Genomic DNA, 25,155 nt, shown 5'->3' on the forward strand with positions numbered 1-25,155 from the left:
CGACGTTGTCATTGGCGCGGGGGCGCAGACAGGCAAAGATCAAGCAAGCGGGCGAATTCCGGGGCCGTCAGCCGGTCAAAACCCGTGCAAAGTGTTTCGATTTCCGCTGATCGCGCGGTGCCAAGTACCGGATCTGCAAAAAGGTGGAATTTCTCGGATATCTCTCGGTCCGATAGGGGCTGATCATTGTCGCCTTTCGGGGTGCGCGCCACATCTTCAAAGCGGCGTCCATCGGTGGTGTGCAGGGTCACCTGCGCCCAGCGTTTCCCCTGCGAAATTTTGGTCAGATGGGGGTCGTCGATCAGCCGCACTGAATCGCTGATGCGCAGGATGTCGGGGTCGTTCAAAGTTGTGACCCCAAGCTCCGGCATCCCGATCTGCCCCCGCACAATCATGGTCGCCACCGGAAAAGCGATGCCGTAAGCGAATTCATCGGGGCTGGCGGGGCGGTGCCCGGCGAGGCGGGTGGCGTTGTGAAATGTCCTGATGTCCACGCCAGCCACATCCTGATGCGTTAACCCGTGAGTGGCCATCAAATGCGCCACTGAATCAATGCTTGGGTGGGCCCAGCGGCAACAGGGGTAGGGCTTGTAGCTGGTGTCCTCAACTGTGCGCCATGCTGTGCCAAGGTCGGCCCAGAACGTCGGTGCCTCCTCGCAGGTCAGGGCGGGTGCGCCGGTAAATCCCTCCCGCGCGAGATAGGCGGCGACCACGCCCGAAGGTGCCCCCCAGCCGACGCCGTCGCGCACCATGGTGGGGTGGTCGATGCAACGCATCATCTGGCTGCGGGGGCCGTGATATTCACCGATTCCGGCTGCGTGGCGGATTGCTTCGGCGTCACAGCCAAGCGCCCGCGCGACCGCCGTCGCAACCCCGACCGAGGTCCAGGCCCCTGAGGTGTGGTAATCTGCGCAGGTGGCATGTTGGGCAAGCCCCGCGCGATAGCTGACCTCGTACCCAAGCGCCAGAAGCACGGCAAAATCCTGTCCGGTCAGGGGCTTAGGCAGGGAATCCGCAACGGCCATCAGCGCGGGAAACACCGCTGATCCGGCGTGACCTTTGCAGGGCGAGCTGGAATCATGCGCATCTACTGCATCAATGGTAAATCCGCCGGCCATTGCCGCACCAGCCGGTGACAGGGGGGTGCCCTGCATCAGCGCCCGCGCGCGCCCTGCCTCTGTCGGGCCGAACATGGCGCACGCACCGCGCAGGGCAATCTGCGCCATCTGCGTGGTCGATGCCACGGCGGCGACACCCATTGTATCCAGAAATGAGCGCCGCAATACCGCCAACAGCGGGGCTGGCAGATCGCCGTAATTCAGGTCGGTCGCGAAATGATGGAACGGATCGGGCATGGCGGCGTCCTCCGGATGGGTCAGGTTTAGCCTAGCCCGGGAATTCGCCGCCAAAAATGTCGGTTTGCGACCTTTTCGCGTCCGTTCTTAAACATGTATCCCAATGCCCTGCCCCATTTGGCGCTCTGGGGGCATTGGTGAAGCGAGATGTGTCAGAGTATAGAGCGGACGCCTTAGCTGTCGCGATTGCGGGCGGAAAGCCGTGGTAACATGGCCGAAAAGTCGCGTCCCATTCCGTCTTCTTCCTCGACAAACTGGCGATAGAGCGACAGGGCAAGCGCCCCCATTGGCGTGTCTGCATTCGCCGCCTCTGCGGCCTGTTGGCTTAGCCCCAGATCCTTCAACATCAGCTCGGCGGCAAAACCGGGCGTATAGTCATTGTCGGCGGGCGATGTCGGACCGACGCCGGGGGCAGGGCAATAGGCGTTCATCGACCATGAGTACCCCGACGAGGTGCTGACAACGTCAAACATTTTCTGCCGATCCAACCCAAGCTTGTCGGCAAGGGCAAAGGCCTCACAAGTGGCAATCATCGTCGTCCCAAGGATCATGTTGTTGCAGATTTTCGCGGCTTGACCGGCCCCTGCATCACCACAATGCACCGCTTTCTGGCCCATGATGTCAAACAGCGGCGCGGCCTTTGCGAAGGCATCAATCGTGCCTCCTGCCATAAAGGTTAACGTGCCGCCGGACGCCCCGCCAATGCCGCCGGAAACTGGCGCATCAACTGATAAAATTTCAGATTTTTCAGCCGCTTGCGAAGTGTTCCTCGCGCTTTCGACATCCACGGTAGAGCAGTCGATAAACAGCGCGCCTTGCGTCATGTCGGGAAAGGCCTGCGCAGCTACTTGCCGCAGGATCGATCCGTTAGGCAGCATGGTGATCACCACCTCTGCACCGGTGACCGCAGCGGCGATGCTGTCTGCCGGGGTGACATTTTCGGCCTGTGCGCCGGCCACGTCAAACCCGGTTACCTGGTGTCCTGCGGCGGCCAGGTTGCTGGCCATGGGCGCACCCATGTTGCCCAGTCCGATGAATCCGATTTTGAGAGCGGTCATGAGGTTCTCCTAAAGCGTGAGGGCCTGCGCCCCCAAAGGTTGCAGCATTTTCGCGACGGCCGCGAGGGGCACATCGCGCTCCGCATATTGCCACTTGGGCATACGGTCTTTGTCGATGATCGCGGCGCGAATTCCTTCAAGGAAATCACCATGTTCAGAGGCGCGGTGGGTAAAACGGTACTCCAGATCCAACGCCTTTTCCATGCTCAGGGCCGATCCGCGCAAACGGTGGATCATTTCGATGGTGCAGGCCGCAGAAAGCGGCGAACTGCGGCCAATCGTTTTCAGGGCATGGGCCGCAAATTCGCCCTGGTCATTGCGCAGATCCGTCAGGACATCAGACAGGGTTTCACCGGCGAACAGGCTGTTGATCTCTTCCTGCTGGGCTTCAAGCGTGCCACCGCTGGCGTTCTCTGTGGCCTGTAAAATTGCGTCAAGGTTGCCAGTACGTGCCAGTTCTTCTGACAGGTTTTCCCACTTTAACTCCGGGATATAGTGGTCTGCAAAACCAGCATAAATGGCATCTGCGGCACCCATACGTGCGGCTGTCGTGCCCAGATATTCCCCAAGCCGACCAGGTGCCAAGGCCAGCATCATGGACCCCCCGACATCAGGCACCAGACCGATCCCACATTCGGGCATGGCAATCTGGCTGCTGTCGCCAACAATACGGTGCGAACCATGGCAGCCGACACCAACACCGCCCCCCATGGTGAAACCCTGCAAGAAGGAAACCACCGGCTTGGGGTAGCCGAAAATCTTGTGGTTCAGGCGATATTCATCCGCCCAAAACTTCTGTCCGTAGGCGTAATTTCCCTTGGTACCCTGCGCGTAAAGCTCGGCGATGTCCCCGCCGGAACAAAAGGCCCGGTCCCCAGCTGCGTCAAGCAGGATCAGCTCGACTGCCGGGTCACTGCGCCATTTGTCAAAGGCTTCTTCAATGCCAAGGCACATATCATATGTAAGTGCATTCAAGGCCTTAGGACGGTTCAGCGTGATCCGCCCCGCGCGGCCTTCGATACGGATATCCAGATCGCTCATCTGTTTTTCAGCATGTCACGAGAGACGATCACGCGCATAATCTCGTTGGTGCCTTCGAGAATTTGATGCACCCGCAGATCGCGTACCAGTTTTTCAATTCCGTAATCGGCAAGATAGCCATAGCCGCCATGCAGCTGGAGACATTGATCAACCACTTTGCTGCCGACCTCTGTAACAAACTTCTTTGCCATAGCGCAGAACTTGGTCGCATCTGGTGCGCCGGTGTCCAGCTTCCAAGCGGCCTGGCGCAGAAAGACCCGCGCGGCCTGAAGTTCGATTTCCATATCGGCAAGGCGGAATTGCAGGCCCTGAAACTGGTCAATGGATTTGCCAAAGGCCTTTCGTTCGCCCATGTATTCCAGCGTCTTGTTCAGCGCGGTCTGTGCAGCCCCCAAAGAACAGGCAGAAATATTCAAACGACCTCCATCCAGGCCTTTCATCGCATATTTGAAACCTTTTCCCTCTTCTCCAACCAAATTATCCGAATTAATGTTGCAATTGTCGAATTGCACTTGCGCGGTCGGCTGGCTTCTCCAGCCCATTTTATCTTCTAACCCACCGAAGGAGAGCCCTTCGGTGCCGTCTTCAACATAGACCGTGGAGACACCGGCAGCACCGTCATCAGAGGTGCGTACCATGCAGACGTAAGCATCCGAATATCCGCCACCCGAAATGAACGCCTTGGTACCGTTCAGGGTATAGCCCTCGTTTGTGCGGGTCGCCTTGGTCTTGAGCGCGGCGGCGTCCGATCCGGAACCGGGTTCAGTCAGGCAGTAGCTCAACACAGTATTCATGGACAGGACATCCGCCATGACACGTGATTTCAATTCGTCATCGGCAAAGCTGTCCAGCATCTTGGCGCACATGTTGTGGATCGACAGAAATGCCGCAACCGAGGGGCAGGCCATTGAAAGCGCTTCAAAAACCAAGGTGGCATCCAGACGGGACAAATCCGATCCGCCGGACTCTTCGGAAACATAAAGCCCCCCAAACCCAAGTTCGGCAATTTGGGGCCAAAGGTCTTTGGGGATGGTTTCGTCCTTTTCCCACTGTTGGGCAAAAGGGGCGATATTCTCCTGACCAAAGGCATAGGCCATGTCAAAAATCGCTGTCTGTTCTTCACTTAGTGCAAAATCCATGATGCGCTCCGCTGGTTATTGAACAGATGTTAAATTCCAATGTTTGCAGGAATTTTGCAAGGGTGGGGATGGGGCGCGGGATCGGCTTCATCTTGCCAATAAACTCAATCCCACCGGTGCCACGAAACACCCCGCTATCGTTCAGGGAGGAGAGGTGGGCCATTGGCCCACCCCAAAAACTCATTCCATTACGGGGATGGAAAATTCGCCGCCTTCTTTGATGCCCGAGGGCCAGCGCGCAGTCACTGTTTTGGTGCGCGTATAGAATTTGAAGGCATCCGGCCCGTGCTGGTTCAAATCGCCAAAGACGGATTTCTTCCAGCCCCCAAAGGTATGATAAGCCAATGGCACAGGGATCGGCACGTTGATGCCGACCATGCCGACATTGATCCGGTTGGCAAAATCACGTGCAGCGTCGCCGTCGCGGGTAAAGATCGCGGTGCCGTTGCCATATTCATGATCCATCGCAAGGCCGATCGCCTCTTCATAGGTCTGCGCGCGTACACAGGTCAGGACCGGGCCGAAAATCTCGTGCTTGTAGATGTCCATGTCCTTGGTCGCACGGTCAAACAGGTGCGGCCCAACAAAATAGCCGTCCTCATAGCCCTGCAATTTGAAGTCGCGCCCGTCTACAACCAGTTCGGCCCCCTGATCGATCCCGGTCTGTACCAGACGTTCGATGTTGGCTTTGGCCGCTGCAGTCACAACCGGTCCGTAATCCACGTCTTTGCCTGATGTATAGGGGCCAACCTTGAGGTTTTCGATGCGCGGTACCAGTTCCTTGATCAACTTGTCCGCAGTCTCTTCGCCCACGGGCACAGCAACCGAGATTGCCATACAACGTTCGCCGGCAGCACCGTATCCGGCACCGATCAGCGCGTCGGCGGCCTGCGCCATATCAGCGTCCGGCATGATGATCATGTGGTTCTTGGCGCCACCGAAACACTGGACCCGTTTGCCCTGGGCGCAGCCGGTGCCATAGATATATTCGGCAATCGGGGTAGAGCCTACAAAGCCTACGGACTGGATGGTATCGTTGTAAAGAATGGCGTCAACCGCTTCTTTGTCGCCGTTCACGACCTGAAGGATGCCCTTGGGCAGGCCGGCTTCTTCGGCCAATTCCGCCAGCATCAAAGGCACGGAAGGGTCGCGCTCGGAAGGCTTGAGGATAAAGGCGTTGCCGCAGGCGATGGCCGGTGCAAACATCCACATGGGGATCATCGCCGGAAAGTTGAACGGTGTGATGCCAGCGGTGACGCCAAGGGCCTGACGCATGGAATACATGTCGATGCCGGGGCCAGCTGAGTCGGTGTAGTCCCCTTTCAGCATCTCGGGCGCGCCGATGCAGTATTCCACCACTTCAAGGCCACGCTGTACGTCACCGGCGGCATCTGGCAGAGTCTTGCCATGTTCACGCGACAGCGCCTCGGCCAGTTTGTCCATGTCGCGGTTCAAGAGATCCACCAGTTTCATCAGCACCCGCGCGCGGCGCTGGGGGTTTGTGGCGGCCCATGCGGGTTGGGCGGCGGCGGCATAGGCCACGGCCTGTTCCAGCTCCTCCTTGCTGGCCAGCGGGCATTTTGCCTGCACCTCGCCGGTGGCGGGGTTCATCACGTCGGCAAAGCGGCCTGAGGTGCCTTTGACGTGGGCGCCGTTGATATAGTGGGTAAGTTCTTGCATCGGGTATCCTCCTGGGTTGGCGATACTGTAGTCTTGCAAAAAGAACGGGGGAAGGGGTAGTTTGGCAAAGTGGTTTTGCAATTTTGCAAGACCTGCGCTGGCTGAAGCTGCGGATGAGTTTAAAGGCAAGATGAAGGACGGGTGTGGCGCATAATTGGGATGATTTGCGGTTGTTTCTGGCTGTGGCGCGCGAACAGAGCCTGTCAGGCGCGGGAAAGCTGGTGCGGCTGGACCCTGCGACGCTGGGCCGGCGCGTGGCGCGGCTGGAGAAAGCGTTGGAGACGGTGTTGTTTGTCAAATCGCCACAGGGCTATGCCTTGACCGAGGCGGGGGCGCAGTTGCTGGAACGTGCTGAGCTGGCAGAACAGGCCATGCGCAAGGCGACCGCCGATGTAGCAGCACCGAGTGACCGGTTGAGCGGTCAAATCCGGATCGGCGCGCCGGATGGCAGCGCGAATTTTCTCTTGCCTCAGGTCTGTGCGCGAATTGCGGCGGATCATCCGGGTCTTGATATTCAGATCGTTGCTTTGCCGCGGGTGTTCAATCTGTCGCGGCGCGAGGCGGATATGGCGATTGCGGTCAGCGCCCCCGAAGCAGGCCGGCTGACGGTGCAAAAGATCAGCGACTATCATCTGCACCTTGCCGCGTCTGAGGCTTATCTGGCGGCGCGGGGGCCGATTGAAACGGTGGCGGCGCTGAAGGAGCATAGGATCGTTGGGTATATTGCGGATATGATTTTTGACCGCGAGCTGGACTATCTGGCAGAGCTGGGGCTGGGGCGGGTCGCGCTTGGGTCGAATTCTGTCTCGGTTCAGGGTCATATGATCCAGCAGGGCGGTGGTGTCGGGGTGGTGCATGACTTTGCCCTGCCGTTCCTTCCCGGTGTGCGGCGGATCCTGACGGAGGAGGTTTCGCTGAAGCGGGCCTTTTACCTGATCCGCCATGTTGATGATCAAAAGAACCACAGGTTGCGCCGCTTTGCAGAGATACTGAGCAGTTCGTTACGCAACGAAGTTCTTTTGCTGGAGGCAAAAGCTTGACTTTCATGGGCTTTCTGGCGGACCTTTGGATACCGTGGCCGGAAACACAGGAGAAACCCACATGCTTGTCTCACAAATCCTAAAATCCAAATCGGATGATGCAGTGGTTACATCGTTACCGTCGATGTTGATTTCGGAGGCGGCAAAGATGTTGTCAGAAAAGCGCATCGGTACTTTGGTCATCTCTTCGGATGGGACAACCCCTGAGGGTATTCTGTCAGAGCGCGACATTGTGCGAGAGCTGGGGCGGCAGGGGGCGGGCTGTCTGCCGCTGACCGTTGACAGGCTAATGACAACCAAGTTGGTGACCTGTGGACGGGATGACCGGGCGGATGAGGTGTTGCAGAAAATGACGGCCGGGCGTTTCCGCCACATGCCGGTTTTGGATGACGGCAAACTGGTCGGATTGATCAGCCTTGGTGATGTGGTCAAGGCCCGTCTGTCAGAACTGGCGATGGAAAAGGATGCGCTTGAAGGGATGATCATGGGGCATTAATCGCCTTGCACCCAGTTGCGTGGCATGGTTGCTTGCGCCTGAAATTGAGCCACTTTGAAACGAACTGACAGTCAGGACGCCCCATGCGCATTGGCCTTTACCCCGGCACATTCGATCCCATCACCTTGGGCCATATAGATATTATCCGTCGTGCAGCCACCTTGGTTGATAAGTTGGTGATTGGCGTCGCGATCAACCGCGACAAAGGGCCCCTGTTCGATCTGGAAGAGCGTGTCGCAATGATTGAGGCGGAATGCGCGGCCCTTGCCAAACAGACCGGCGTTGAAATTGTTGTTCATCCTTTCGAAAACCTGCTGATTGACTGTGCGCGTGATGTCGGTGCGCAGATGATTGTGCGCGGGCTGCGCGCCGTGGCGGATTTCGAATATGAATACCAGATGGTCGGGATGAACCGGCAACTGGACGATTCAATCGAAACCGTTTTCCTGATGGCCGAAGCACAACGTCAGGCCATTGCCAGCAAATTGGTCAAGGAAATCGCCCGGCTGAATGGGGATATCAGCAAGTTTGTCACCCCCCGTGTCGAGGCCAAGGTTCTGGCGAAATTCGCGGATTAGATAAACTGTGACATGACTCCTGCCGTATCCAGCATGCGGTTGGAGAATGCCCATTCGTTATCATACCAAATTAACACGCGGGCCAGATTGCCTTTTTGAACGGCGGTCTGATCGGTGGCAAAAATTGCGCTTGCTGGATCGTGGTTAAAGTCTGTCGACACCAGTTTTCGATCCGTCACGTCAAGTACGCCCTTCATAGGACCATTTGCCGCAGCCGCTATCACCGCATTGATTTGGGCTTCAGATGCATTCTTGGCCAGTTCAACCACCAGATCACAGCAGGAGACATTTGGCGTCGGCACGCGAATTGCCGTGCCTGTGATCACCCCGTCAAGATGGGGCAGGACAACGCCGAGTGTCTCGGCAGCGCCGGTGGTTGTCGGGATCATCGACAGGGCAGCGGCGCGCGCGCGGTAAAGGTCCTTGTGGGCGCGATCATGTACCGGCTGGGTGCCGGTGTAGCTGTGGACGGTGGTCATATGGCCGCGCAAAATTCCAAAGGATTCGTGCAGCACATGGGCCACTGGTACCAGGCAGTTGGTGGTGCAGGAGGCGTTGCTGATGATCCGGTCATCGGCGTTGATATTCCCATGGTTCACCCCGTAAACCACTGTTTTTATATCGCCTTTAGCCGGGGCCGAAATCAGCACACGTTTCGATCCATTGGCGAGGTGCAGGGCGGCAGATCGCGGTGAGCGGAAATGGCCGGTGCATTCAAGCGCGATGTCGACGTCGCTCCAGGGCAGCTTGTCAGGCGCGCGTTCCGCCGTCACCCGCATCGGGCCAAACCCCACGTCCATCGTGCCGTCACCCACTGTCACAGGACGCCCATAGCGGCCATGCACCGAGTCAAATTCAAACAGATGTGCGTTTGTCTCCAGCGGGGCAAGATCATTGATCGCGACAACTTCAAAATCGCCCATGCCGCGTTCAGTCAGAGCGCGCAACACGTTGCGTCCGATGCGTCCAAAGCCGTTGATGGCCAGTTTTACAGTCATGGCGTCACCTTTTGATCAAATTCGAGGCCAAGAAAAAGACGATACAGCCAGCATGTCAACGGGAGGAGGGCGGGAAACAAGTACCGATACAATTTAACCGGGGTGCTTTATCATTCCGTGGGACGAGGGGCCTGCGCTTCTGGTTTCATCGCCAGAAGGCAATCCATTCAATCAGCTCAAAGAACTTCTTGCCGAGAAACAGCAGGTGTTCGATGCCAAACAGCATCACATCAGTGATCAGGGCCCCGACGATCAGAACACCGAGAACGATGGCAATTGTGTTGGTCACTTGGCAATGCTCCGCACAGGTCCGCCCCGATATGACAGGGGCGGGCCGTGCGTGCAAGTGCAGGGGCTTGGACTAGCCCAGATTGCCCATGGCGACAGCAACGTCTGCCATACGTACCGAAAAGGCCCATTCGTTATCGTACCATGCCAGAACGCGGACCGTACGGCCTGCGACAACGATGGTTTGATCGGGGGCGAAAATGCAGCTTTCATCGGTGTGGTTAAAGTCGATGCTGACTTTCTGTTCGGGATCATATCCCAGAACACCCTTCATTGGCCCCTCTGCGGCGGCCTTGGCTGCGGCGTTCACCTCTTCAACGGTCACATCGCGGGAGGCCGTGAAGGTCAGATCAACGGCGCTGACGTTCGGGGTGGGCACGCGCATTGCAGTGCCGTCCAGTTTGCCCTTCATCGCAGGATATACCTCACCCAGCGCTTTTGCAGCGCCGGTCGAAGTTGGGATCAAGGCCATGGCGGCGGCACGGGCACGGTAGAGGTCGGAATGACGCCGGTCCAATGTCGGCTGGTCGCCGGTATAGCTGTGGATCGTGGTCATCAGACCGCTTTCGATGCCGATGGCCTCGTGCATCACCTTGGCCAGTGGGGCCAGGCAGTTGGTTGTGCAAGACCCGTTCGAGATCATCGTGTCGGATTTTTGCAAATCGGCGTGGTTTACACCGTAGACAACAGTGCGGTCCACGTTTTTGCCCGGAGCAGAAAGCAGTACCCGCTTGGCACCCTGTTCCAGATGGACGTTCGCCTTGTTGCCGTCATTAAACTTGCCGGTGCATTCCAGAACCACGTCACAGCCGGACCAATCCAGCTCTTCGAGGTTATAGCTCGACATGACTTCGATGTCGTTCTGGCCGAGGTTCAGATAGCGTTCGTTTTCGTCGATGGTCACAGGACCGGGAAAGCGGCCGTGAACCGAGTCATATTTCAGAAGGTGGGCAGCAGTTGACAGGGGGCCCGTTGCGTTCAACTTGACCACCTGAATGTCTTCACGCCCAGAAGCCGCGATATGGTTCAGGGTGCAACGGCCGATGCGGCCAAATCCGTTGATACCGACTTTGATGGTCATGAGGTGCGTCCTTTTGATAGGTGTCTTGCGCGCTCTATATCCGGCTCGGGGCCAAAGGGGAAAGGGCGAAAGCCTGCGGATAAGTGGCTGTTAGCGCTAAATTTTTATGTTAGCGATAAAGGTCGGGACTTGCAGCGCAACTAGATCACGCTAAGTTTCCGAGGAACCCGAGAAAGGAAGTCAGATGAGTGGATTGATTGCCCTGCTGGATGATGTCGCAGCAATCGCAAAGGTTGCGGCATCGTCGATTGATGACGTGATTGGGCAGGCGGCAAAAGCCGGCACCAAGGCGGCAGGCGCAGTTATCGACGATGCCGCGGTGACCCCAAAGTATGTGCAGGGATTTGATGCAAGTCGCGAACTGCCTGTGATCTGGAAAATCACCAAGGGCAGTCTGCGCAACAAATTGCTGTTTCTGTTGCCCGCAGGGCTGGCGCTGTCTGCTTTTGCGCCTTGGATGATTGCCCCCTTGCTGATGTTGGGCGGGGCATACCTGTGTTTTGAAGGGGCTGAAAAGGTTGCCCATGCGCTGGGGCTCAGTCATGGCCACGAGGATTATCCGGACAAAGAGCAGGTGGTCGAAAATCCGGCGCAGCTGGAAGAGCAGAAAGCCGCGGGAGCGATCAAGACTGATTTCATCCTGTCTGCCGAGATTATGACAATTGCTTTGGCTGCCATTCCAGCCAGCAGCTTCTGGATGGAGGCTGCGACTTTGGCCGCCGTTGCGGTGATGATCACGGTTGCGGTCTATGGTGCAGTGGCGGTGATTGTGAAGATTGACGATCTGGGGTTGCTGATGGCCAATAAAGGACGTTTGGGGCTGACGCGCGCTTTGGGGCGGGGGCTTGTCCGTGGTATGCCCGGGTTTTTGAAAGCCTTGACCGTGATTGGCACTGCCGCGATGCTTTGGGTTGGCGGTTCAATCATCGTTCACGGTTTGGAAGAGCTGGGATATGCCAGCCTGGGACATTGGATTCATGACGCGGCTTATGCGGTTGCGCATCAGGTGCCCGCCGCTGTGCAAGGGGCAACAGAATGGTTCGCCAAGGCTGCGATGGATGGTGTTTTCGGACTGGCACTTGGGTTGTTGCTGATCCCGCTGGGCGAAAAGGTGATTACGCCGTTGTGGCGCAAGCTGTTTCACCGGCGCAGCCAGCCGGCGTGATATCCCCAGCTGCGGGCATAGCGCCCCACGATAAAGCACCCCATCGGCATTCTTGCTGCCCAGTGAGTTCCACAGCGCGCGCATAAGGTTGAAACACCAATGCCCTGACACGCTGCGCGATCTCAGGGCATTGGAAACACGAAATATCCCATGGAAAAAATCGGATACGTTAAGGGCTGATGTTTAGTTAGCCTCTACCAGAAGGCCGCTTTCGCACCGCCTAGCGCTCCGTATCACCTTGAAAATGGTTTGGGTTGAAATCGGTTTGGGGGTGGCACGGGCGTTTGTTAGAAACCCGCATCAACTGGCACCGGGTTTTTCAACGGGCCGGAGGCAAAACGACAATCGAAGGTCAGGCCGGTTCGTCAAACATCCGCAGCGCAGCATGGCCCAGCAGAGCCGCAAGAACCAGTTGCCCCGACAGCACATAGACCGCAACGGCCATCAGTGCGGAACCGCCCAGCGACAGCCAGACAATGCCAGAAGCAAGTCCGGCACAAAGTGCTGCGATCATGAACACGACAGACATACGATCCCCTTTATTCGAAACACTGCTTCACCGGAGAATAGAATGGTGAAACCTAAAAAATGATGAACAACTCTTACGTCAACCTTAGGTTAGGTTTTTTCCAAGCGCCAGCACAGAGATAGCCCTGTTGATTTTCGGCGCTATACCGCTGGCTCTATGCGGAATCCTGCTGATTGTGGGGAAAACGACAACAGCCCCGCCAATAACTGACGGGGCTGCCTAATACTCTTTAGGTTGTGGGTGCTGGCTTAAAGCAGGGCTTTGGCTGCATCCGCTACACCCTGTGCGGTGATTCCAAATTTCTCGAACAGCTCTTCAGCCGGGGCAGAGGCCCCGAAGCGGTCCATGCCGACAAATGCCGCCTTGTTGGACTTGCCGCGCTCGCCAAACAACCAACGGTCCCAGCCCATCTGCACGCCGGCCTCGACGCCAACACGTACAGCTCCACCGGGCAGGATACGTTTGCGATAGGCTTCGTCCTGCGCTGCAAACAGCTCCATGCATGGCATGGAGACCACGCGGGTGCCGATGCCCTCGGCCTGCAACATCTCGCGGGCTTGCATGGCAAGATGCACTTCGGAACCGGTGGCGATCAGGATCACCTGACGCTTGCCCTCGGAGTCGGCCAGCACATAGGCCCCTTTTTCCACCAGATTGTTGTTCTTATGCTCAAGGCGCACGGTCGGCAGTCCCTGACGGGTCAGGGACAGCACCGATGGGGTTTTCTTGGCCGTCAGGGCAATCTCCCAAGCTTCGGCTGTTTCGATCGTATCAGCGGGGCGGAAGACATAGGTGTTGGGCGTCGCACGCGACATTGCCAGATGCTCGACCGGCTGGTGCGTCGGGCCGTCTTCGCCAAGGCCAATTGAATCATGGGTCATCACGAAAACCGTGGGCACCTGCATCAAGGCCGCAAGGCGCATTGCGGGGCGGGCGTAATCGGTGAAACACATGAATGTGCCGCCGTAAGGGCGCACACCACCATGCAAGGCCATGCCGTTCATTGCCGAGGACATGCCGTGTTCACGTACGCCCCAGTATACATAGCGGCCCGCGCGGTTGTCTGTGTCAAACACACCCAGATCGGATGTCTTGGTGTTGTTTGAACCGGTCAGATCGGCAGAACCACCAACGGTTTCGGGCATGATCGGGTTGATCACCTCAAGGGTTTTTTCAGAAGAGGCGCGGGTGGCCAATTTCGGCGCGGTCTCCGACATCTGCTTTTTGAACGCTTTGATGGTTGCGCTCAGTTTCTTGGGGGCATCCAGCGCCAGAGCCCGGTTAAAGGTCTCGCGTTTGGCGCGGGGCATCTTTTCAAAACGTTCTTCCCATGCCGCACGTTCCGCTGCGCCGCGCTTGCCGATCTCTTCCCACGCGGATTTCACATCTGCGGGCACTTCGAACGGGCCGGTTGTCCAGCCATAGGCGGCTTTTGCAGCGGCCATCTGGTCAGCGTCGGTCAGGGCACCGTGGCCTTTTGACGTGTCCTGCGCGGCGTGGCCCAGGGCGATATGGGTCTTGCAGGCGATCATTGACGGTTTGTCAGACTTACGCGCCTCTGTCAGGGCCGCGTCGATCTCGGCTGGGTTGTGGCCGTCGATTTCAACCACATGCCAACCGGCGGCTTCAAAACGGGCCACTTGGTCGGTGCGGTCGGACAGGGTGACAGGCCCGTCGATGGTGATGTTGTTATTGTCCCACATGACGATCAGCTTTGACAGCTGGTGACGGCCTGCAAGGGTGATCGCCTCTTGTGAAACACCTTCCATCAGGCATCCGTCGCCGGCGATGACATAGGTAAAGTGGTCAACCACTTTCGCACCATAAGTGGCGCGCTGAATTTCCTCGGCCATGGCGAAACCAACCGAATTCGCAATGCCCTGACCCAGCGGTCCAGTGGTGGTTTCAATGGCGTCCGCAAGGAAGTTTTCTGGGTGGCCAGCAGTGCGGGCACCCATCTGGCGGAAGTTCTTGATCTCTTCGAGGGGGAATTGCGCGTCACCTACCAGATGCAGCAGGGAATAGATCAGCATGGACCCGTGACCGGCGGACAGGATAAAACGGTCGCGGTCTGGCCACAGCGGGTTGGCGGCATCAAACTTCAGATGGTTTTCAAACAGCACCGTTGCAACATCTGCCATGCCCATCGGCATGCCGGAGTGGCCGGAATTGGCAGCAGCAACAGCATCCAGAGTAAGGGCGCGGATGGCGGTGGCTTTGGACCAGTGGTCAGGGTTTGCGGTGCGCAGGGCGTTCAGATCCAAGGGAGGCTTCCTTATGGGTGAGCAATTCAGTTGCGCCCGTGCATATCAGCAGGTCCACAAAGTTCAAGCCATAGGCGCGTCAATGCTGTCTCTGGTTCAACTTTGCCGCCCAAGTAGCTGATCTCAAACGGGGGGGCGCATTTGCTGATTTCTTTGGGTAGGATTGTGGGAATATTGAATCAGGGCGATTCGCGCCCTAGATCGAAAAACGACGCGAGACGCACGAACGAGAACTTACGGGGGACGTCAGGCATATGAGTAACATTGACGAGCTACAGCGCCGGATCACCAAGGCGATGGACCGGGTTGCAAGCGGGTTGGATAAAATCGGTACCGGACCAACGGGACCGGATCCTGAAACGCTTCAGGCACTGGAAGAAGAGCGCACTGCAAACGCCCAGCTGACAGAGCGTGTGCGCACGCTCAAGTCCCGTTCCGAAGACGAATTGGCGCAAATGCGGGCGCGCGTTAAAGAGGGCGAGGCCCGTATGGCCCAGCTGGATGTGGACCTTCAGCGTGTGCGCCGTGCCAATGCCCAACTGACCGAAGCCTGCGAAGCCCTGCAAGCGGCCAATGCCGAAGGGGTAGGGGACCCGCATCTGATCAATAAGGCGATGCTGGCCGAACTGGAAGGGCTGCGCGCGGCGCGGGCCTCTGATGTGGCAGAGACCAGTGCCATCCTGTCGGCGCTGACGCCATTGTTGGACAATGCGAAAGACGAGGAGACAGCCTGATGCCCGAGACAAAGATCACAATCGGCGGTCGCCAGTTCGACGTGGCCTGTCAGGAGGGCGAGGAAACCTATCTGCACGCCGCCGCCAAAATGCTGGATGACGAGGCGCAGGTGCTGAGCGATCAGGTCGGGCGGATGCCAGAGGCGCGTATGTTGTTGATGGCCGGTCTGTTGCTGGCGGATAAGACCGCAAGTGTTGAGGACAAGATCAAGGAAGTTCGCGCAGAGCTGGCCGAGCGCGAGGCCGAATTGGCCGGTTTGCGCAACGCGGTGGTGGAACCGGAACGTGTCGAGGTTCCGGTGGTGCCGCAGCAGGTAACGGACACCTTGGCTGAAGTCGCCGCCCAAGCCGAGGCGCTGGCCGCCGCTGTGGAAGAGAAAGCCACCTAAGGTCAGGACCCATTGATGCTCTTTCATCAGTGGTAGTTCGTTTTATTTCAGTGGCTTGGGCCTAAGTCACATTCACCGGCAGGACTGAAGTGGCACGGCTGGGAAAACTGCCCGCGAGTTTGCGGGCGATGTCCTTGTTCAACAGGACTGTAATCGCACTGGCCATCGCTGGATCACGTGCCATCAGTTGGCGCAACGCCTCTGTCTGCCAAACCACATAGGTGCTGCCTTGGTAGGCGCAGACATCTGCCGTGGCCGGCCCCGACAGCAAAAACGAGATTTCTCCAAGGAAGTTGCCCGGTGATATCGTGGCATGTTGCGTGCCCCGCATCACGACAAACCCTTCGCTGACGCTGAGATACAGCTTGCCCGGCACTTTGCCTTCTTCCAGCAGCATTGTCTCGGGGCAGTCTTTCACAATTTCTGCCATCCTCATAAGGGTGCGAAACTGGCCGGGATTGAAGTTCGGAAAGGACTGGTAAAGCGACAGCATTTCGTCGGACATGCCCAAGGTCGAGCGCTCGCGAAAAATGCGCCAGATCACGGGCAGGTTCGCAGACCCGATGAGCAGGGAGGTAAAGATCGCCTCCCACAGGGGCTGCTCAGCGATGTGATAGTAATAAAGGATATAAAACGCGGTGCCGGTCAGGATGAAAAACCGCAGGACCAGTTCGTTGCGTGTCAGCAGCCCCATCACGTAACACAGGGTCGCCAGATGCACAATGCTGGCAGGCGACAGTAAATAGGCAGAAATATCGGACATAAAAATGCGTTCCATCAAAAATGATGGAACGCTAAGCGGTCATGGTGAAATAGCAAATACTTTCACCCGTTGGGCCGGTCAGACCCTCATAGGCTGGGGTTACCCGTTGGCTTCGCGGATTTTATCCGCGGCGTCCTTATCAAAGGCCACGCCGTTTTCTTCGAACAAGGTATCCAGTTCACCCGAAAGGGTCATTTCGGTGATGATATCGCAGCCACCAACAAACTCACCTTTGACGTAAAGCTGCGGGATGGTGGGCCAGTCGGAAAAATCCTTGATACCGGCGCGGATATCTTCATCGGCCAGAACATTCACGTCGGAATAGTCGATGCCCATATAATTCAGCACACCGGCCACGCGAGAGGAAAACCCGCATTGTGGCATCTCTTTGGTGCCTTTCATGAACAGGACGACATTGTTGTCGGTGATGGTTGATTTGATACGGGTGGCGGCATCGCTCATGGGATTAATCCTTTGATTTCGAAAGCTGGGATTTAGGGTCAGATTGGGATTTGGGATTTTGAAACGCGTCATGGTAACGCGCAGCATAGGTTTCATCATCCGCCAATGGCGGGACATCGGTGTCGGCGCGCCCGAAAACGCCTTTGGAAGTCAACCAATTGGTCTGACCCCGCTCAAGGCTTTCATTGCGCCGGTTGGCACGGGACACGGCATCAAGATCAGTTGCTTCCATGCCCAAAGGCACATCTGGCGTACGGCGCGGCGGCTGGCGCCCAGCCAAGGGGCGATAGGTTGAGCGCTGCGCGCGGTATTGCAGAAAGCCGGTGATACCAGCCCCCGCAATGACCAGAACAAGCAGCCAGCCCCACATGTCTTAATCCGGTGCTTTGGTGGTCAGCGCCAGCGCATGAAGATCGCCATTCGGGCCGTCCATCTTGCCTTTCAGGGCGGCATAAACGGCGCGTTGCTGTTGTACGCGGTTCTTGCCCTTGAACGAGGCGTCTACGACCATAGCAGCCATATGCACGCCGTCATTGCCCTGTACAGTGATCTCGGCGTCAGGAAAGGCGGCGCGGATCAAATCTTCGATCTCTTGGGCTTGCATCGGCATGAGGGGGCTCCGGTAGTAAGGATAGGTGGTAGGGATACGTAGCTTTATCAGATGTAGTCGCGACAGGGGGGCTGTGCAAGCGAGTGGCGGGATTTATCGGCACAGCCGGTCCCCCATTGAGCGCGACCAGAGCGCAGACTAGATGTTTCACCCAAGGGCGGCTTTTCACAGGGTGCGCCGCAACGGTACGGAGAACCAAAATGCAGCAAAGCGAAAGAGCGCCGGAGCAGGCACTGGCATGGGTGCAGGCGGGCAAGGGGGCGGTACTTGCCACAGTTATCGAAACCTGGGGATCGGCCCCGCGTCGCGTGGGATCACAGCTGGTGATTTCCGGTGCGGGCGAGATGGAAGGGTCGGTTTCCGGCGGCTGTGTCGAGGGGGCTGTGGTTCTTGAGGCGCAAGAAGCGCTGGCGCAGGGCGGCACCCGGGTTCTGGAATATGGCGTCAGTGACGGTGATGCTTTTGCCGTTGGGTTGGCCTGTGGCGGGACCATCCGTATTCTGGTTGAGCCCGTAGGTGCAGGCGGGATGCCTGTTGCGATGCTGGAGGAACTGGTCACGGCGCGTGCGGAACGTGTTGCAGTGGCCTATGAGGTTGCGCTGGAGGGATCGACCCGTGGTTTGCGGCGTGACGGCCATGAGGCGCGGTTCAGGATGGATCGTTCCGGCGTCAGCGAAGATGGTGCCAGTTTTATCGCGATCCATAACCCCCCATTGCGGCTGGCGGTTGTGGGGGCGGTTCACATTGCCCAGACACTGGTCAGCATGGCGCAAACCGTTGGATTTGACCCCATCGTTATCGACCCGCGCGAGGCTTTCGGGTCTGTCGCACGGTTTCCGGACGCAAGGCTTGTTAACGATTGGCCGGACGAGGCGCTAAACGATATCGGTATTGATGCCCGCACCGCTTTGGTGTTGCTGACCCATGATCCGAAACTGGATGATCCCGCATTGCATGTCGGTCTGAAGTCACCGGCGTTTTACATCGGTGCTTTGGGCAGTTCGCGCACCCATGCGGCCCGTGTGGCGCGGCTGGATGAGGCCGGGTTTGACGCCTCGCAGATTGCCCGGATCAAAGGGCCGGTTGGCTTGGACATCGGGGCGGCGGGGCCTGCCGAGATTGCCGTGTCGATCATGGCGCAGATGATCCAGACGTTGCGCCGCCCGTGAAGTTTGGTCCGGTTCCGCTGAAAGATGCCGAAGGCGCGGTCTTGGCCCATTCCGTGGCTCTGCCCAAAGGCCGGCTGCGTAAGGGGCGGGTGTTGACAGGTGATGACGTCGCAGCCTTGGCTGATGCGCAGGTGCAGGAGGTGACTGTTGCACGGCTGGAAGCTGGCGATGTCGGTGAAAACGACGCCGCGGCGGCACTTGCAAAGGCGGTGCTGGGAGGCGGGCAGGGGCTGGATGTGACGACCCCCTTTACGGGTCGGGTCAATCTGCTGGCGCAAGGGGCGGGGGTTGTGCAACTGGATGTGGCAGCGCTTGAGGCGGTGAATGCGATCGACCCGATGATCACAATCGCGACAGTGCCCCAACATGGGCAGATGGCGCGCGGCGGCATGGCGGCCACGATCAAGATTATCTCTTATGCGGTTCCCGGTGTGGCGTTGCAGCGGGCAATTTCGGCGGCCGGGGACGGCGCAATTGCTCTGGCGCGCCCCCGCTTGCACACGGCGACGTTGATCATCAGCGAAATACCCGGCGGTGCCGGCGACAAGGGGCGCAAGGCGATTGCCGACCGTCTGGCAGCCCTCGATGTTGATCTTGAGGCGGTGGTGATGGTGCGGCATGAAACAACGGCGCTGGCGGCGGCGATTGACGCGGTGGAAAGTGATCTGGTGCTGGTGTTAACCGGATCGGCCACCTCTGATCCGCAAGACGTCGCCCCTTCCGCCTTGCGGGCTGCGGGGGGGCAGGTGGAACGGTTTGGTATGCCGGTGGACCCCGGAAACCTGTTGTTCATCGGGGATCTGCGCGGGCGTCCGGTGATTGGCCTGCCGGGCTGTGCCCGTTCCCCGGCACTTAACGGCGCGGATTGGGTGCTGTCGCGGGTGTTGTGTGGTGTGCCAGTAACTGCGCGCGACATCGCCGGCATGGGGGTTGGCGGGTTGCTTAAGGAAATTCCGACCCGCCCACAGCCGCGCCGCGCCGCGCCGTCCTGACCAAAACCGACGGCAGGTCAGGGGCCTTTCGCCAGCGCGGCCACGGAACTGCACAGGCGACGGAACCTGCGGTAAAACGAATTCTGTTGAATTTGTTATTCTCAACTGCGCTTGCCCGTGGTTAACTCCCTTTAACCTAGCACACCAAGGGAGGGTGATATGACACAGGTCAAAATGACCGTGAATGGCAAGGCAGCATCGGGCGAGGTCGAAGGCCGCACGCTTCTGGCGCAGTTCTTGCGGGAAGATCAGGGGCTTACCGGTACCCATATCGGTTGTGACACCAGCCAGTGCGGTGCTTGTGTGGTACATGTGAACGGTGAGGCGGTCAAAGCCTGTACCATGCTTGCGATTGAGGCTGATGGCGCGAATGTCGACACCATCGAAGGTCAGGCAGACGCAGATGGATCGCTGAACGTGATCCAGCAGGCGTTTCAGGACCATCATGGGCTGCAATGCGGTTTCTGCACGCCGGGTATGGTGATGTCCGCAGCTGCCTTGTTGAAAGAGAACCCCAAACCCAGTGAGGCGGAGGTGCGTCACTATCTGGACGGCAATATCTGCCGCTGCACAGGGTATCACAACATCGTTAAGGCAATCATGGCTGCATCCGGTCAGGACGTCAGCGCGATTGCGGCTGAATAGGTGACAGGCCCGGATTTCATCGAGATCGGCACCGACAACCGGGACGTCACTGCGGCGTTCTTTCAGGAGGTCATGGGCTGGGCTTGGGAAAGCATGGGCACGGGGGCGGCGGGGTTTTTCACCGATGGGGCACGCAAGGTCGGGATGCACGAAGAGGCCTCTCCCTGCATGGTGCCCTATCTGGCTGTGGAGGACATCGAGGCCAAGGTGGCAGAGGTCAAACAGGCGGGGGGCACCCTGATGGGAGAGATCGCGGATGCCCCCGGTTTTGGCCGCTTTGCCACCTGCAGCGACCCGCGCGGTGTGCGGTTTGGATTGCATCAGGAGACAAGGTAACGACGCGTGGGTTTCACCCACCTAGGACTGCGTAGGGTGGGTAAAGCCCACCACATAGGGAGGAAAAAACATGCCTAAGGACGGCGGAATTGGTGCCAGCAGCAAGCGGCGCGAAGACGTTCGGTTTTTGACCGGAAATGGTAAATACACTGACGATATCAACATGCGGGGACAGGCATATGTGCATTTTCTGCGCTCTGATGTGGCACATGGCACACTGACAAAGGTGGATACCTCTGCGGCGGCTGAGATGCCCGGTGTGGTGCAGATTTTCACCGGTGCGGATTTTGTGGAAATCGGCGGTATGCCCTGCGGCTGGCAGGTGACCGACAAACACGGTGACCCGATGCATGAACCCAAACATCCGGTGCTGGCCCATGGCAAGGTGCGTCATGTCGGTGAACCGATTGCAGCTGTTGTCGCCGAGACGCTGGCGCAGGCGCGCGATGCCGCGGAAGCGATTGAAGTGGATATCGCCGAGTTGCCCGCGGTGGTGAACATGAAAGACGCGGTCAAAGACGGCGCGCCGAAAGTGCATGACGAACTGCCCGGAAACCTGTGTTATGACTGGGGGTTTGTCGAAGAGAACAAGGGGGCTGTGGATGAGGCATTTGAAAAAGCCGCCCATGTCACCACGCTTGAGCTGACCAACAACCGGTTGGTTGCCAATCCGATGGAACCGCGCGTGGCGATTGGTGATTTTGACCGCTCGGATGGTGAACATACGCTGTACACGACCAGCCAGAATCCACATGTGATCCGCCTATTGATGGGGGCCTTTGTATTGGGCATCCCGGAACATAAGCTGCGCGTGGTGGCCCCCGATGTGGGCGGTGGTTTCGGCACTAAGATTTTCCACTATCAGGAAGAAGCGTTTTGCACCTTTGCCGCCAAGGCGGTCAACCGTCCGGTAAAATGGACTTCAACCCGCTCAGAGGCCTTTGTTTCGGACGCTCATGGCCGTGACCATGTGACCAAGATTGAATTGGCGCTGGATGCAGAGAATAACTTTACTGCTTTGCGCACAGATACTTACGCCAATATGGGGGCTTATCTGTCGACCTTTGCGCCCTCTGTGCCCACATGGCTGCATGGCACCTTGATGGCAGGTAACTACAAGACGCCACTGATCTATGTGAATGTGAAGGCGGTGTTTACCAATACGGTGCCGGTGGATGCGTACCGCGGTGCGGGGCGCCCCGAAGCGACCTATCAGCTGGAACGTCTGGTGGATATGGCCGCGCATGAGTTGGGTGTTGATCCGATTGCCCTGCGCCGACAGAACTTTATCACCGAATTCCCCTATGCCACGCCTGTGGCGGTGGAATACGATACAGGTGACTATGTGGCGACCATGGACAAGCTGGAAGAGATGGCTGATCTTTCCGGCTTTGAGGCGCGGCGCAAGGCGTCAGAGGCCAAAGGCAAGCTGCGCGGCTTTGGGGTAAATTGCTATATCGAGGCTTGTGGCATTGCGCCCAGCAACCTTGTCGGGCAGTTGGGCGCGCGAGCGGGGCTTTATGAAAGCGCAACCGTACGGGTGAACGCCACCGGCGGGTTGGTTGTGATGACCGGGTCGCATTCCCACGGGCAGGGGCATGAAACCTCTTTTGCCCAAGTGGTGGCCGAGATGATCGGCATCGACGAAAGCATGATCGATATTGTTCATGGCGACACCTCGAAAGTACCGATGGGCATGGGCACCTATGGATCACGTTCGATTGCGGTCGGTGGGTCCGCCATGGTGCGCGCCACGGAAAAGATCATTGCCAAGGCCAAGAAGATCGCCTCGCATTTGCTGGAAGCCTCTGAGGGGGATATCGAGCTGAAGGATGGCGCGTTTTCAGTGGCGGGCACGGATAAATCCGTGGCTTGGGGGGATGTGACCCTTGCGGCTTATGTGCCGCATAATTATCCGCTGGATGACATCGAACCGGGGCTGGAGGAGACAGCCTTTTATGATCCGGCCAACTTTACCTACCCGTCCGGTGCTTATGCCTGCGAGGTGGAGCTGGACCCAGATACCGGTCAGGTGAGCATTGAGCGGTTCTCGGCGGCGGATGATTTTGGCAATATTATCAACCCGATGATTGTGACAGGTCAGGTACATGGCGGGATTGCACAGGGGGTTGGACAGGCCCTGCTGGAAAACTGTGCCTATGATGAGGAGGGGCAGTTGCTGAGCGCATCCTATATGGATTATGCAATGCCGCGCGCGTCCGACTTGCCGTTTTATGACGTGGATCATTCCTGTCAAACACCTTGCACGCATAACCCTTTGGGGGTGAAGGGTTGTGGTGAGGCCGGAGCCATCGGATCGCCACCTGCGGTGGTGAATGCGGTGATCAACGCGATGCGATCAGGCGGGCATGATGTGAAACACATTGATATGCCGGTGTCGCCCGCCCGGGTTTGGGCTGCGATGAATGGGTAAGGGGTATGGTGCGGCGGCGGGATGTCGTCGCACCGGCGCCGATTTATGTGATGTCTGTGTCGCGCAAGCGCGAGATGAGTTTAAAGGCAAGATGAAGCGGGGGCTGCGCGACAAATGGAGCGCCATCCCGGTGGAAAGGGTAAAAGATGTATAACTTTGATGTTGAACGACCAAGCACCGTTGCAGAAGCGGTTGCCGCGATGGGGCGGGACGAGGCGCAGCCAATGTCCGGCGGGCAGACCTTGATTCCGACGCTGAAAGCGCGGCTGGCGGCCCCTTCGGTTCTGGTTTCGCTTGGCGGGATCGAAGAGATGAAAGGTGTCTCTATGGCAGATGGCCTGCTGTCTGTGGGGGGCGGAACCACGCATGCGGCGGTCGCGCGGGAGGCTGCGGCGCATTATCCGGCACTTGCGGGGCTGGCCGCGCGGATCGGTGATCCGGCTGTGCGCAACCGCGGCACTATTGGCGGGTCTGTTGCGAATAACGATCCATCGGCCTGTTATCCAGCGGCGGTTCTGGGCAGTGGCGCGACCGTTGTGACCAACCAGCGCGAGATTGCTGCGGATGACTATTTCCTTGGCATGTTCGAGACTGCGTTGGATGAGGGTGAGATTGTGACCGGGGTGAACTTTCCGGTGCCGCAGGCGGCGCATTACGAAAAGATGATCCAGCCGGCCTCGCGGTTTCCTTTGGTGGCGGTGTTTGTTGCGAAGTTCAGCGATGGTTTACGTGTTGCAGTGACAGGTGCGTCTAACAACGGTGTGTTCCGCTGGACTGAGGCAGAGACCGCCTTGGCCGCGGATTTCTCGGCTGATGCTCTGAATGGTGTGAAGGCGGATGCGTCCGAAATGATCAGTGATCTGCATGGCACCGGGGCGTATCGCGCACATCTGGTCAATGTCATGACCAAGCGCGCGGTTGCCGCCATCGGCTGACCCGTTCTCCTGTGGGATTCAAGACTATGTCCCGCAAGGGGCGTAGCGGTCCAACTTGAGGGGGCCATGTATAAGGCGAGGGGGCAGTCCCTGCTTGCCTCGAAGGTGCCCTGAAAGCAAAAGCCCCTGCCGGTAAATTCCGACAGGGGCTTTTGACATATTAAAGCGTCTCGCCCTTAACCTGAGCCATCATAACCGCTTTTCGCGTTCGACCAAAGCGAGAGGCAGGGAACAAGCGATTCATGTTTAACGCGGGACGCTCTAGGTTCCCCTTGAGGGAGCGATGAGAAGACCCGCGCTTGGTTATTTCGGCAACGGTCCGATGAGCATGACCATCTGGCGGCCTTCCATTTTCGGAAAGTTCTCTACGCGGCCGTGTTCTTTGGTGTCTTCTGCAACACGTTCCAGCAGCTCGCGCCCCAAATTCTGGTGCGCCATCTCGCGGCCCCGGAAACGCAGGGTGATCTTGACCTTGTCGCCGTTCTCCAGAAATTTGTACACATTGCGCATCTTGACTTCGTAGTCATTGGTATCCGTGTTTGGACGGAACTTGACCTCTTTAATCTCGATGATTTTCTGCTTTTTGCGGGCTTCGGCTTCGCGTTTCTGCGTTTCATATTTGAACTTGCCGAAGTCCATGATCTTGCAGACGGGCGGATTGGCGTTTGGCGAAATTTCCACCAGATCAAGTCCGGCGTCTTCGGCCATTTCCATAGCACGTACAGGCGTAACAACGCCGACGTTCTCGCCATCGGCACCAATCAGGCGAATTTCATGTGAACGGATGTTATCATTGACGCGCGGGCCGGTGTCTCGTTGCGGCGGCGCATTATGTGGTCTGCGAGCGATGGTGGTGGTCCTTTGATTATTCACGATCTATCAACGCCGTAAAGTAACTGTGACGGGCGGCTTCTTCAAGCCGCTAAATGCCGGCAAGGGGGTGTGGGTTGATTTATTCCCCCTTGCGCCTCGCG

General features: G+C 58.1%; 27 protein-coding genes. 12 read left to right on the forward strand and 15 right to left on the reverse strand.

The genetic code is table 11. From position 1 onward, the window contains the following. Positions 1–8: 8 nt before the first annotated feature. From HKX44_RS03295 to HKX44_RS03315, 5 genes are all read right to left on the reverse strand, one after another. Positions 9–1,355: an MmgE/PrpD family protein gene (locus HKX44_RS03295; protein ID WP_276149871.1), complete on the reverse strand. Its 1,347-nt coding sequence runs from the start codon at positions 1,353–1,355 to the stop codon at positions 9–11. Positions 1,356–1,528: 173 nt separating this feature from the next. After that, positions 1,529–2,413, reverse strand: a complete 885-nt coding sequence (mmsB, locus tag HKX44_RS03300) for a 3-hydroxyisobutyrate dehydrogenase (protein WP_276149872.1) — start codon at positions 2,411–2,413, stop codon at positions 1,529–1,531. Positions 2,414–2,422: 9 nt separating this feature from the next. Next, entirely contained in the window at positions 2,423–3,454 is a 1,032-nt protein-coding gene (locus HKX44_RS03305) for an enoyl-CoA hydratase/isomerase family protein (RefSeq protein WP_276149873.1), read from the reverse strand. After that, positions 3,451–4,593, reverse strand: a complete 1,143-nt coding sequence (locus HKX44_RS03310; protein WP_276149874.1) for an acyl-CoA dehydrogenase family protein — start codon at positions 4,591–4,593, stop codon at positions 3,451–3,453. Before HKX44_RS03310 ends, HKX44_RS03305 begins: the two co-directional genes overlap by 4 nt. A 180-nt stretch (positions 4,594–4,773) precedes the next feature. Further along, a complete protein-coding gene (locus HKX44_RS03315; protein WP_276149875.1) occupies positions 4,774–6,273 on the reverse strand; it encodes a CoA-acylating methylmalonate-semialdehyde dehydrogenase in 1,500 nt (499 codons plus the stop codon). Between the two features lie 143 nt (positions 6,274–6,416). Here HKX44_RS03315 and HKX44_RS03320 point away from each other — a divergent pair, with 143 nt between their 5' ends. From HKX44_RS03320 to coaD, 3 genes are all read left to right on the forward strand, one after another. Beyond that, on the forward strand, positions 6,417–7,313 hold the full coding sequence (locus HKX44_RS03320) for a LysR family transcriptional regulator (RefSeq protein ID WP_276149876.1): 897 nt from the start codon (positions 6,417–6,419) through the stop codon (positions 7,311–7,313). A 61-nt stretch (positions 7,314–7,374) separates the two neighbouring features. Further along, positions 7,375–7,809 carry a CBS domain-containing protein gene (locus HKX44_RS03325; RefSeq protein ID WP_276149877.1) on the forward strand — a complete coding sequence of 145 codons (435 nt, stop codon included), beginning with the start codon at positions 7,375–7,377 and terminating at the stop codon, positions 7,807–7,809. 83 nt (positions 7,810–7,892) lie between these two features. Continuing rightward, complete coding sequence (gene coaD / locus HKX44_RS03330; RefSeq protein WP_276149878.1) at positions 7,893–8,387, forward strand: pantetheine-phosphate adenylyltransferase; 495 nt, start codon at positions 7,893–7,895, stop codon at positions 8,385–8,387. On the opposite strand, the gene gap (HKX44_RS03335) is transcribed toward coaD, so the two are convergent. The 3 genes from gap (HKX44_RS03335) to gap (HKX44_RS03345) all read right to left on the reverse strand — a co-directional run bounded on the left by gap (HKX44_RS03335) (position 8,384) and on the right by gap (HKX44_RS03345) (position 10,754). Continuing rightward, entirely contained in the window at positions 8,384–9,385 is a 1,002-nt protein-coding gene (gene gap, locus HKX44_RS03335; RefSeq protein ID WP_276149879.1) for a type I glyceraldehyde-3-phosphate dehydrogenase, read from the reverse strand. The two genes, coaD and gap (HKX44_RS03335), sit on opposite strands and share 4 nt — an antisense overlap. A gap of 145 nt (positions 9,386–9,530) precedes the next feature. After that, positions 9,531–9,674 carry a hypothetical protein gene (locus tag HKX44_RS03340; RefSeq protein ID WP_276149880.1) on the reverse strand — a complete coding sequence of 48 codons (144 nt, stop codon included), beginning with the start codon at positions 9,672–9,674 and terminating at the stop codon, positions 9,531–9,533. Positions 9,675–9,746: 72 nt separating this feature from the next. Beyond that, complete coding sequence (gap, locus tag HKX44_RS03345) at positions 9,747–10,754, reverse strand: type I glyceraldehyde-3-phosphate dehydrogenase (protein ID WP_276149881.1); 1,008 nt, start codon at positions 10,752–10,754, stop codon at positions 9,747–9,749. Between the two features lie 184 nt (positions 10,755–10,938). Between gap (HKX44_RS03345) and HKX44_RS03350 the strand changes: the two genes are divergently transcribed. Beyond that, positions 10,939–11,919, forward strand: coding sequence for a DUF808 domain-containing protein (locus HKX44_RS03350; RefSeq protein ID WP_276149882.1), 981 nt, complete (start codon positions 10,939–10,941; stop codon positions 11,917–11,919). 352 nt (positions 11,920–12,271) lie between these two features. Here HKX44_RS03350 and HKX44_RS03355 read toward each other — a convergent pair whose 3' ends face one another. Together HKX44_RS03355 and tkt are read right to left on the reverse strand one after the other, a co-directional pair. Further along, positions 12,272–12,448: a hypothetical protein gene (locus tag HKX44_RS03355; protein ID WP_276149883.1), complete on the reverse strand. Its 177-nt coding sequence runs from the start codon at positions 12,446–12,448 to the stop codon at positions 12,272–12,274. 248 nt (positions 12,449–12,696) lie between these two features. Next, complete coding sequence (gene tkt / locus HKX44_RS03360) at positions 12,697–14,712, reverse strand: transketolase (protein ID WP_276149884.1); 2,016 nt, start codon at positions 14,710–14,712, stop codon at positions 12,697–12,699. Between the two features lie 254 nt (positions 14,713–14,966). On the opposite strand from tkt, the gene HKX44_RS03365 reads away from it, so the two are divergent. Further along, the gene (locus HKX44_RS03365) at positions 14,967–15,446 is read left to right on the forward strand and encodes a hypothetical protein (protein WP_276149885.1); all 480 of its coding nucleotides are present in this window, start codon (positions 14,967–14,969) and stop codon (positions 15,444–15,446) included. Continuing rightward, positions 15,446–15,835: a cell division protein ZapA gene (locus tag HKX44_RS03370; RefSeq protein WP_276149886.1), complete on the forward strand. Its 390-nt coding sequence runs from the start codon at positions 15,446–15,448 to the stop codon at positions 15,833–15,835. Before HKX44_RS03365 ends, HKX44_RS03370 begins: the two co-directional genes overlap by 1 nt. 61 nt (positions 15,836–15,896) lie before the next feature. Here the strand turns inward: HKX44_RS03370 and HKX44_RS03375 are convergent, their stop codons facing one another. The 4 genes from HKX44_RS03375 to HKX44_RS03390 form a co-directional block, all read right to left on the reverse strand. Then, positions 15,897–16,598, reverse strand: a complete 702-nt coding sequence (locus tag HKX44_RS03375; protein ID WP_276153694.1) for a cyclic nucleotide-binding domain-containing protein — start codon at positions 16,596–16,598, stop codon at positions 15,897–15,899. A 99-nt stretch (positions 16,599–16,697) separates the two neighbouring features. Next, a complete protein-coding gene (gene grxD / locus HKX44_RS03380) occupies positions 16,698–17,060 on the reverse strand; it encodes a Grx4 family monothiol glutaredoxin (RefSeq protein WP_276149888.1) in 363 nt (120 codons plus the stop codon). Positions 17,061–17,064: 4 nt separating this feature from the next. Continuing rightward, a complete protein-coding gene (locus tag HKX44_RS03385; protein WP_276149889.1) occupies positions 17,065–17,430 on the reverse strand; it encodes a hypothetical protein in 366 nt (121 codons plus the stop codon). 3 nt (positions 17,431–17,433) lie between these two features. Next, positions 17,434–17,670, reverse strand: a complete 237-nt coding sequence (locus HKX44_RS03390; RefSeq protein ID WP_276149890.1) for a BolA family transcriptional regulator — start codon at positions 17,668–17,670, stop codon at positions 17,434–17,436. 200 nt (positions 17,671–17,870) lie between these two features. Between HKX44_RS03390 and HKX44_RS03395 the strand changes: the two genes are divergently transcribed. The 6 genes from HKX44_RS03395 to HKX44_RS03420 all read left to right on the forward strand — a co-directional run bounded on the left by HKX44_RS03395 (position 17,871) and on the right by HKX44_RS03420 (position 24,181). Beyond that, the gene (locus HKX44_RS03395; RefSeq protein ID WP_276149891.1) at positions 17,871–18,839 is read left to right on the forward strand and encodes an XdhC family protein; all 969 of its coding nucleotides are present in this window, start codon (positions 17,871–17,873) and stop codon (positions 18,837–18,839) included. Next, a complete protein-coding gene (locus HKX44_RS03400) occupies positions 18,836–19,831 on the forward strand; it encodes a molybdopterin-binding protein (protein WP_276149892.1) in 996 nt (331 codons plus the stop codon). The genes HKX44_RS03395 and HKX44_RS03400 overlap by 4 nt, the downstream gene beginning before the upstream one ends. A 159-nt stretch (positions 19,832–19,990) precedes the next feature. Continuing rightward, positions 19,991–20,476: a (2Fe-2S)-binding protein gene (locus HKX44_RS03405; protein ID WP_276149893.1), complete on the forward strand. Its 486-nt coding sequence runs from the start codon at positions 19,991–19,993 to the stop codon at positions 20,474–20,476. After that, positions 20,477–20,812, forward strand: coding sequence for a VOC family protein (locus tag HKX44_RS03410; protein WP_276149894.1), 336 nt, complete (start codon positions 20,477–20,479; stop codon positions 20,810–20,812). 70 nt (positions 20,813–20,882) lie between these two features. After that, positions 20,883–23,246: a xanthine dehydrogenase family protein molybdopterin-binding subunit gene (locus HKX44_RS03415; protein WP_276149895.1), complete on the forward strand. Its 2,364-nt coding sequence runs from the start codon at positions 20,883–20,885 to the stop codon at positions 23,244–23,246. A 146-nt stretch (positions 23,247–23,392) separates the two neighbouring features. Then, complete coding sequence (locus HKX44_RS03420) at positions 23,393–24,181, forward strand: xanthine dehydrogenase family protein subunit M (protein WP_276149896.1); 789 nt, start codon at positions 23,393–23,395, stop codon at positions 24,179–24,181. Positions 24,182–24,484: 303 nt separating this feature from the next. On the opposite strand, the gene infC is transcribed toward HKX44_RS03420, so the two are convergent. Beyond that, positions 24,485–25,030 carry a translation initiation factor IF-3 gene (infC, locus tag HKX44_RS03425; protein WP_346348173.1) on the reverse strand — a complete coding sequence of 182 codons (546 nt, stop codon included), beginning with the start codon at positions 25,028–25,030 and terminating at the stop codon, positions 24,485–24,487. Between the last annotated feature and the right edge of the window lie 125 nt (positions 25,031–25,155).

The sequence above is a fragment of the Sulfitobacter sp. M05 genome (genome assembly GCF_029285175.1).
Lineage (GTDB): Bacteria > Pseudomonadota > Alphaproteobacteria > Rhodobacterales > Rhodobacteraceae > Sulfitobacter.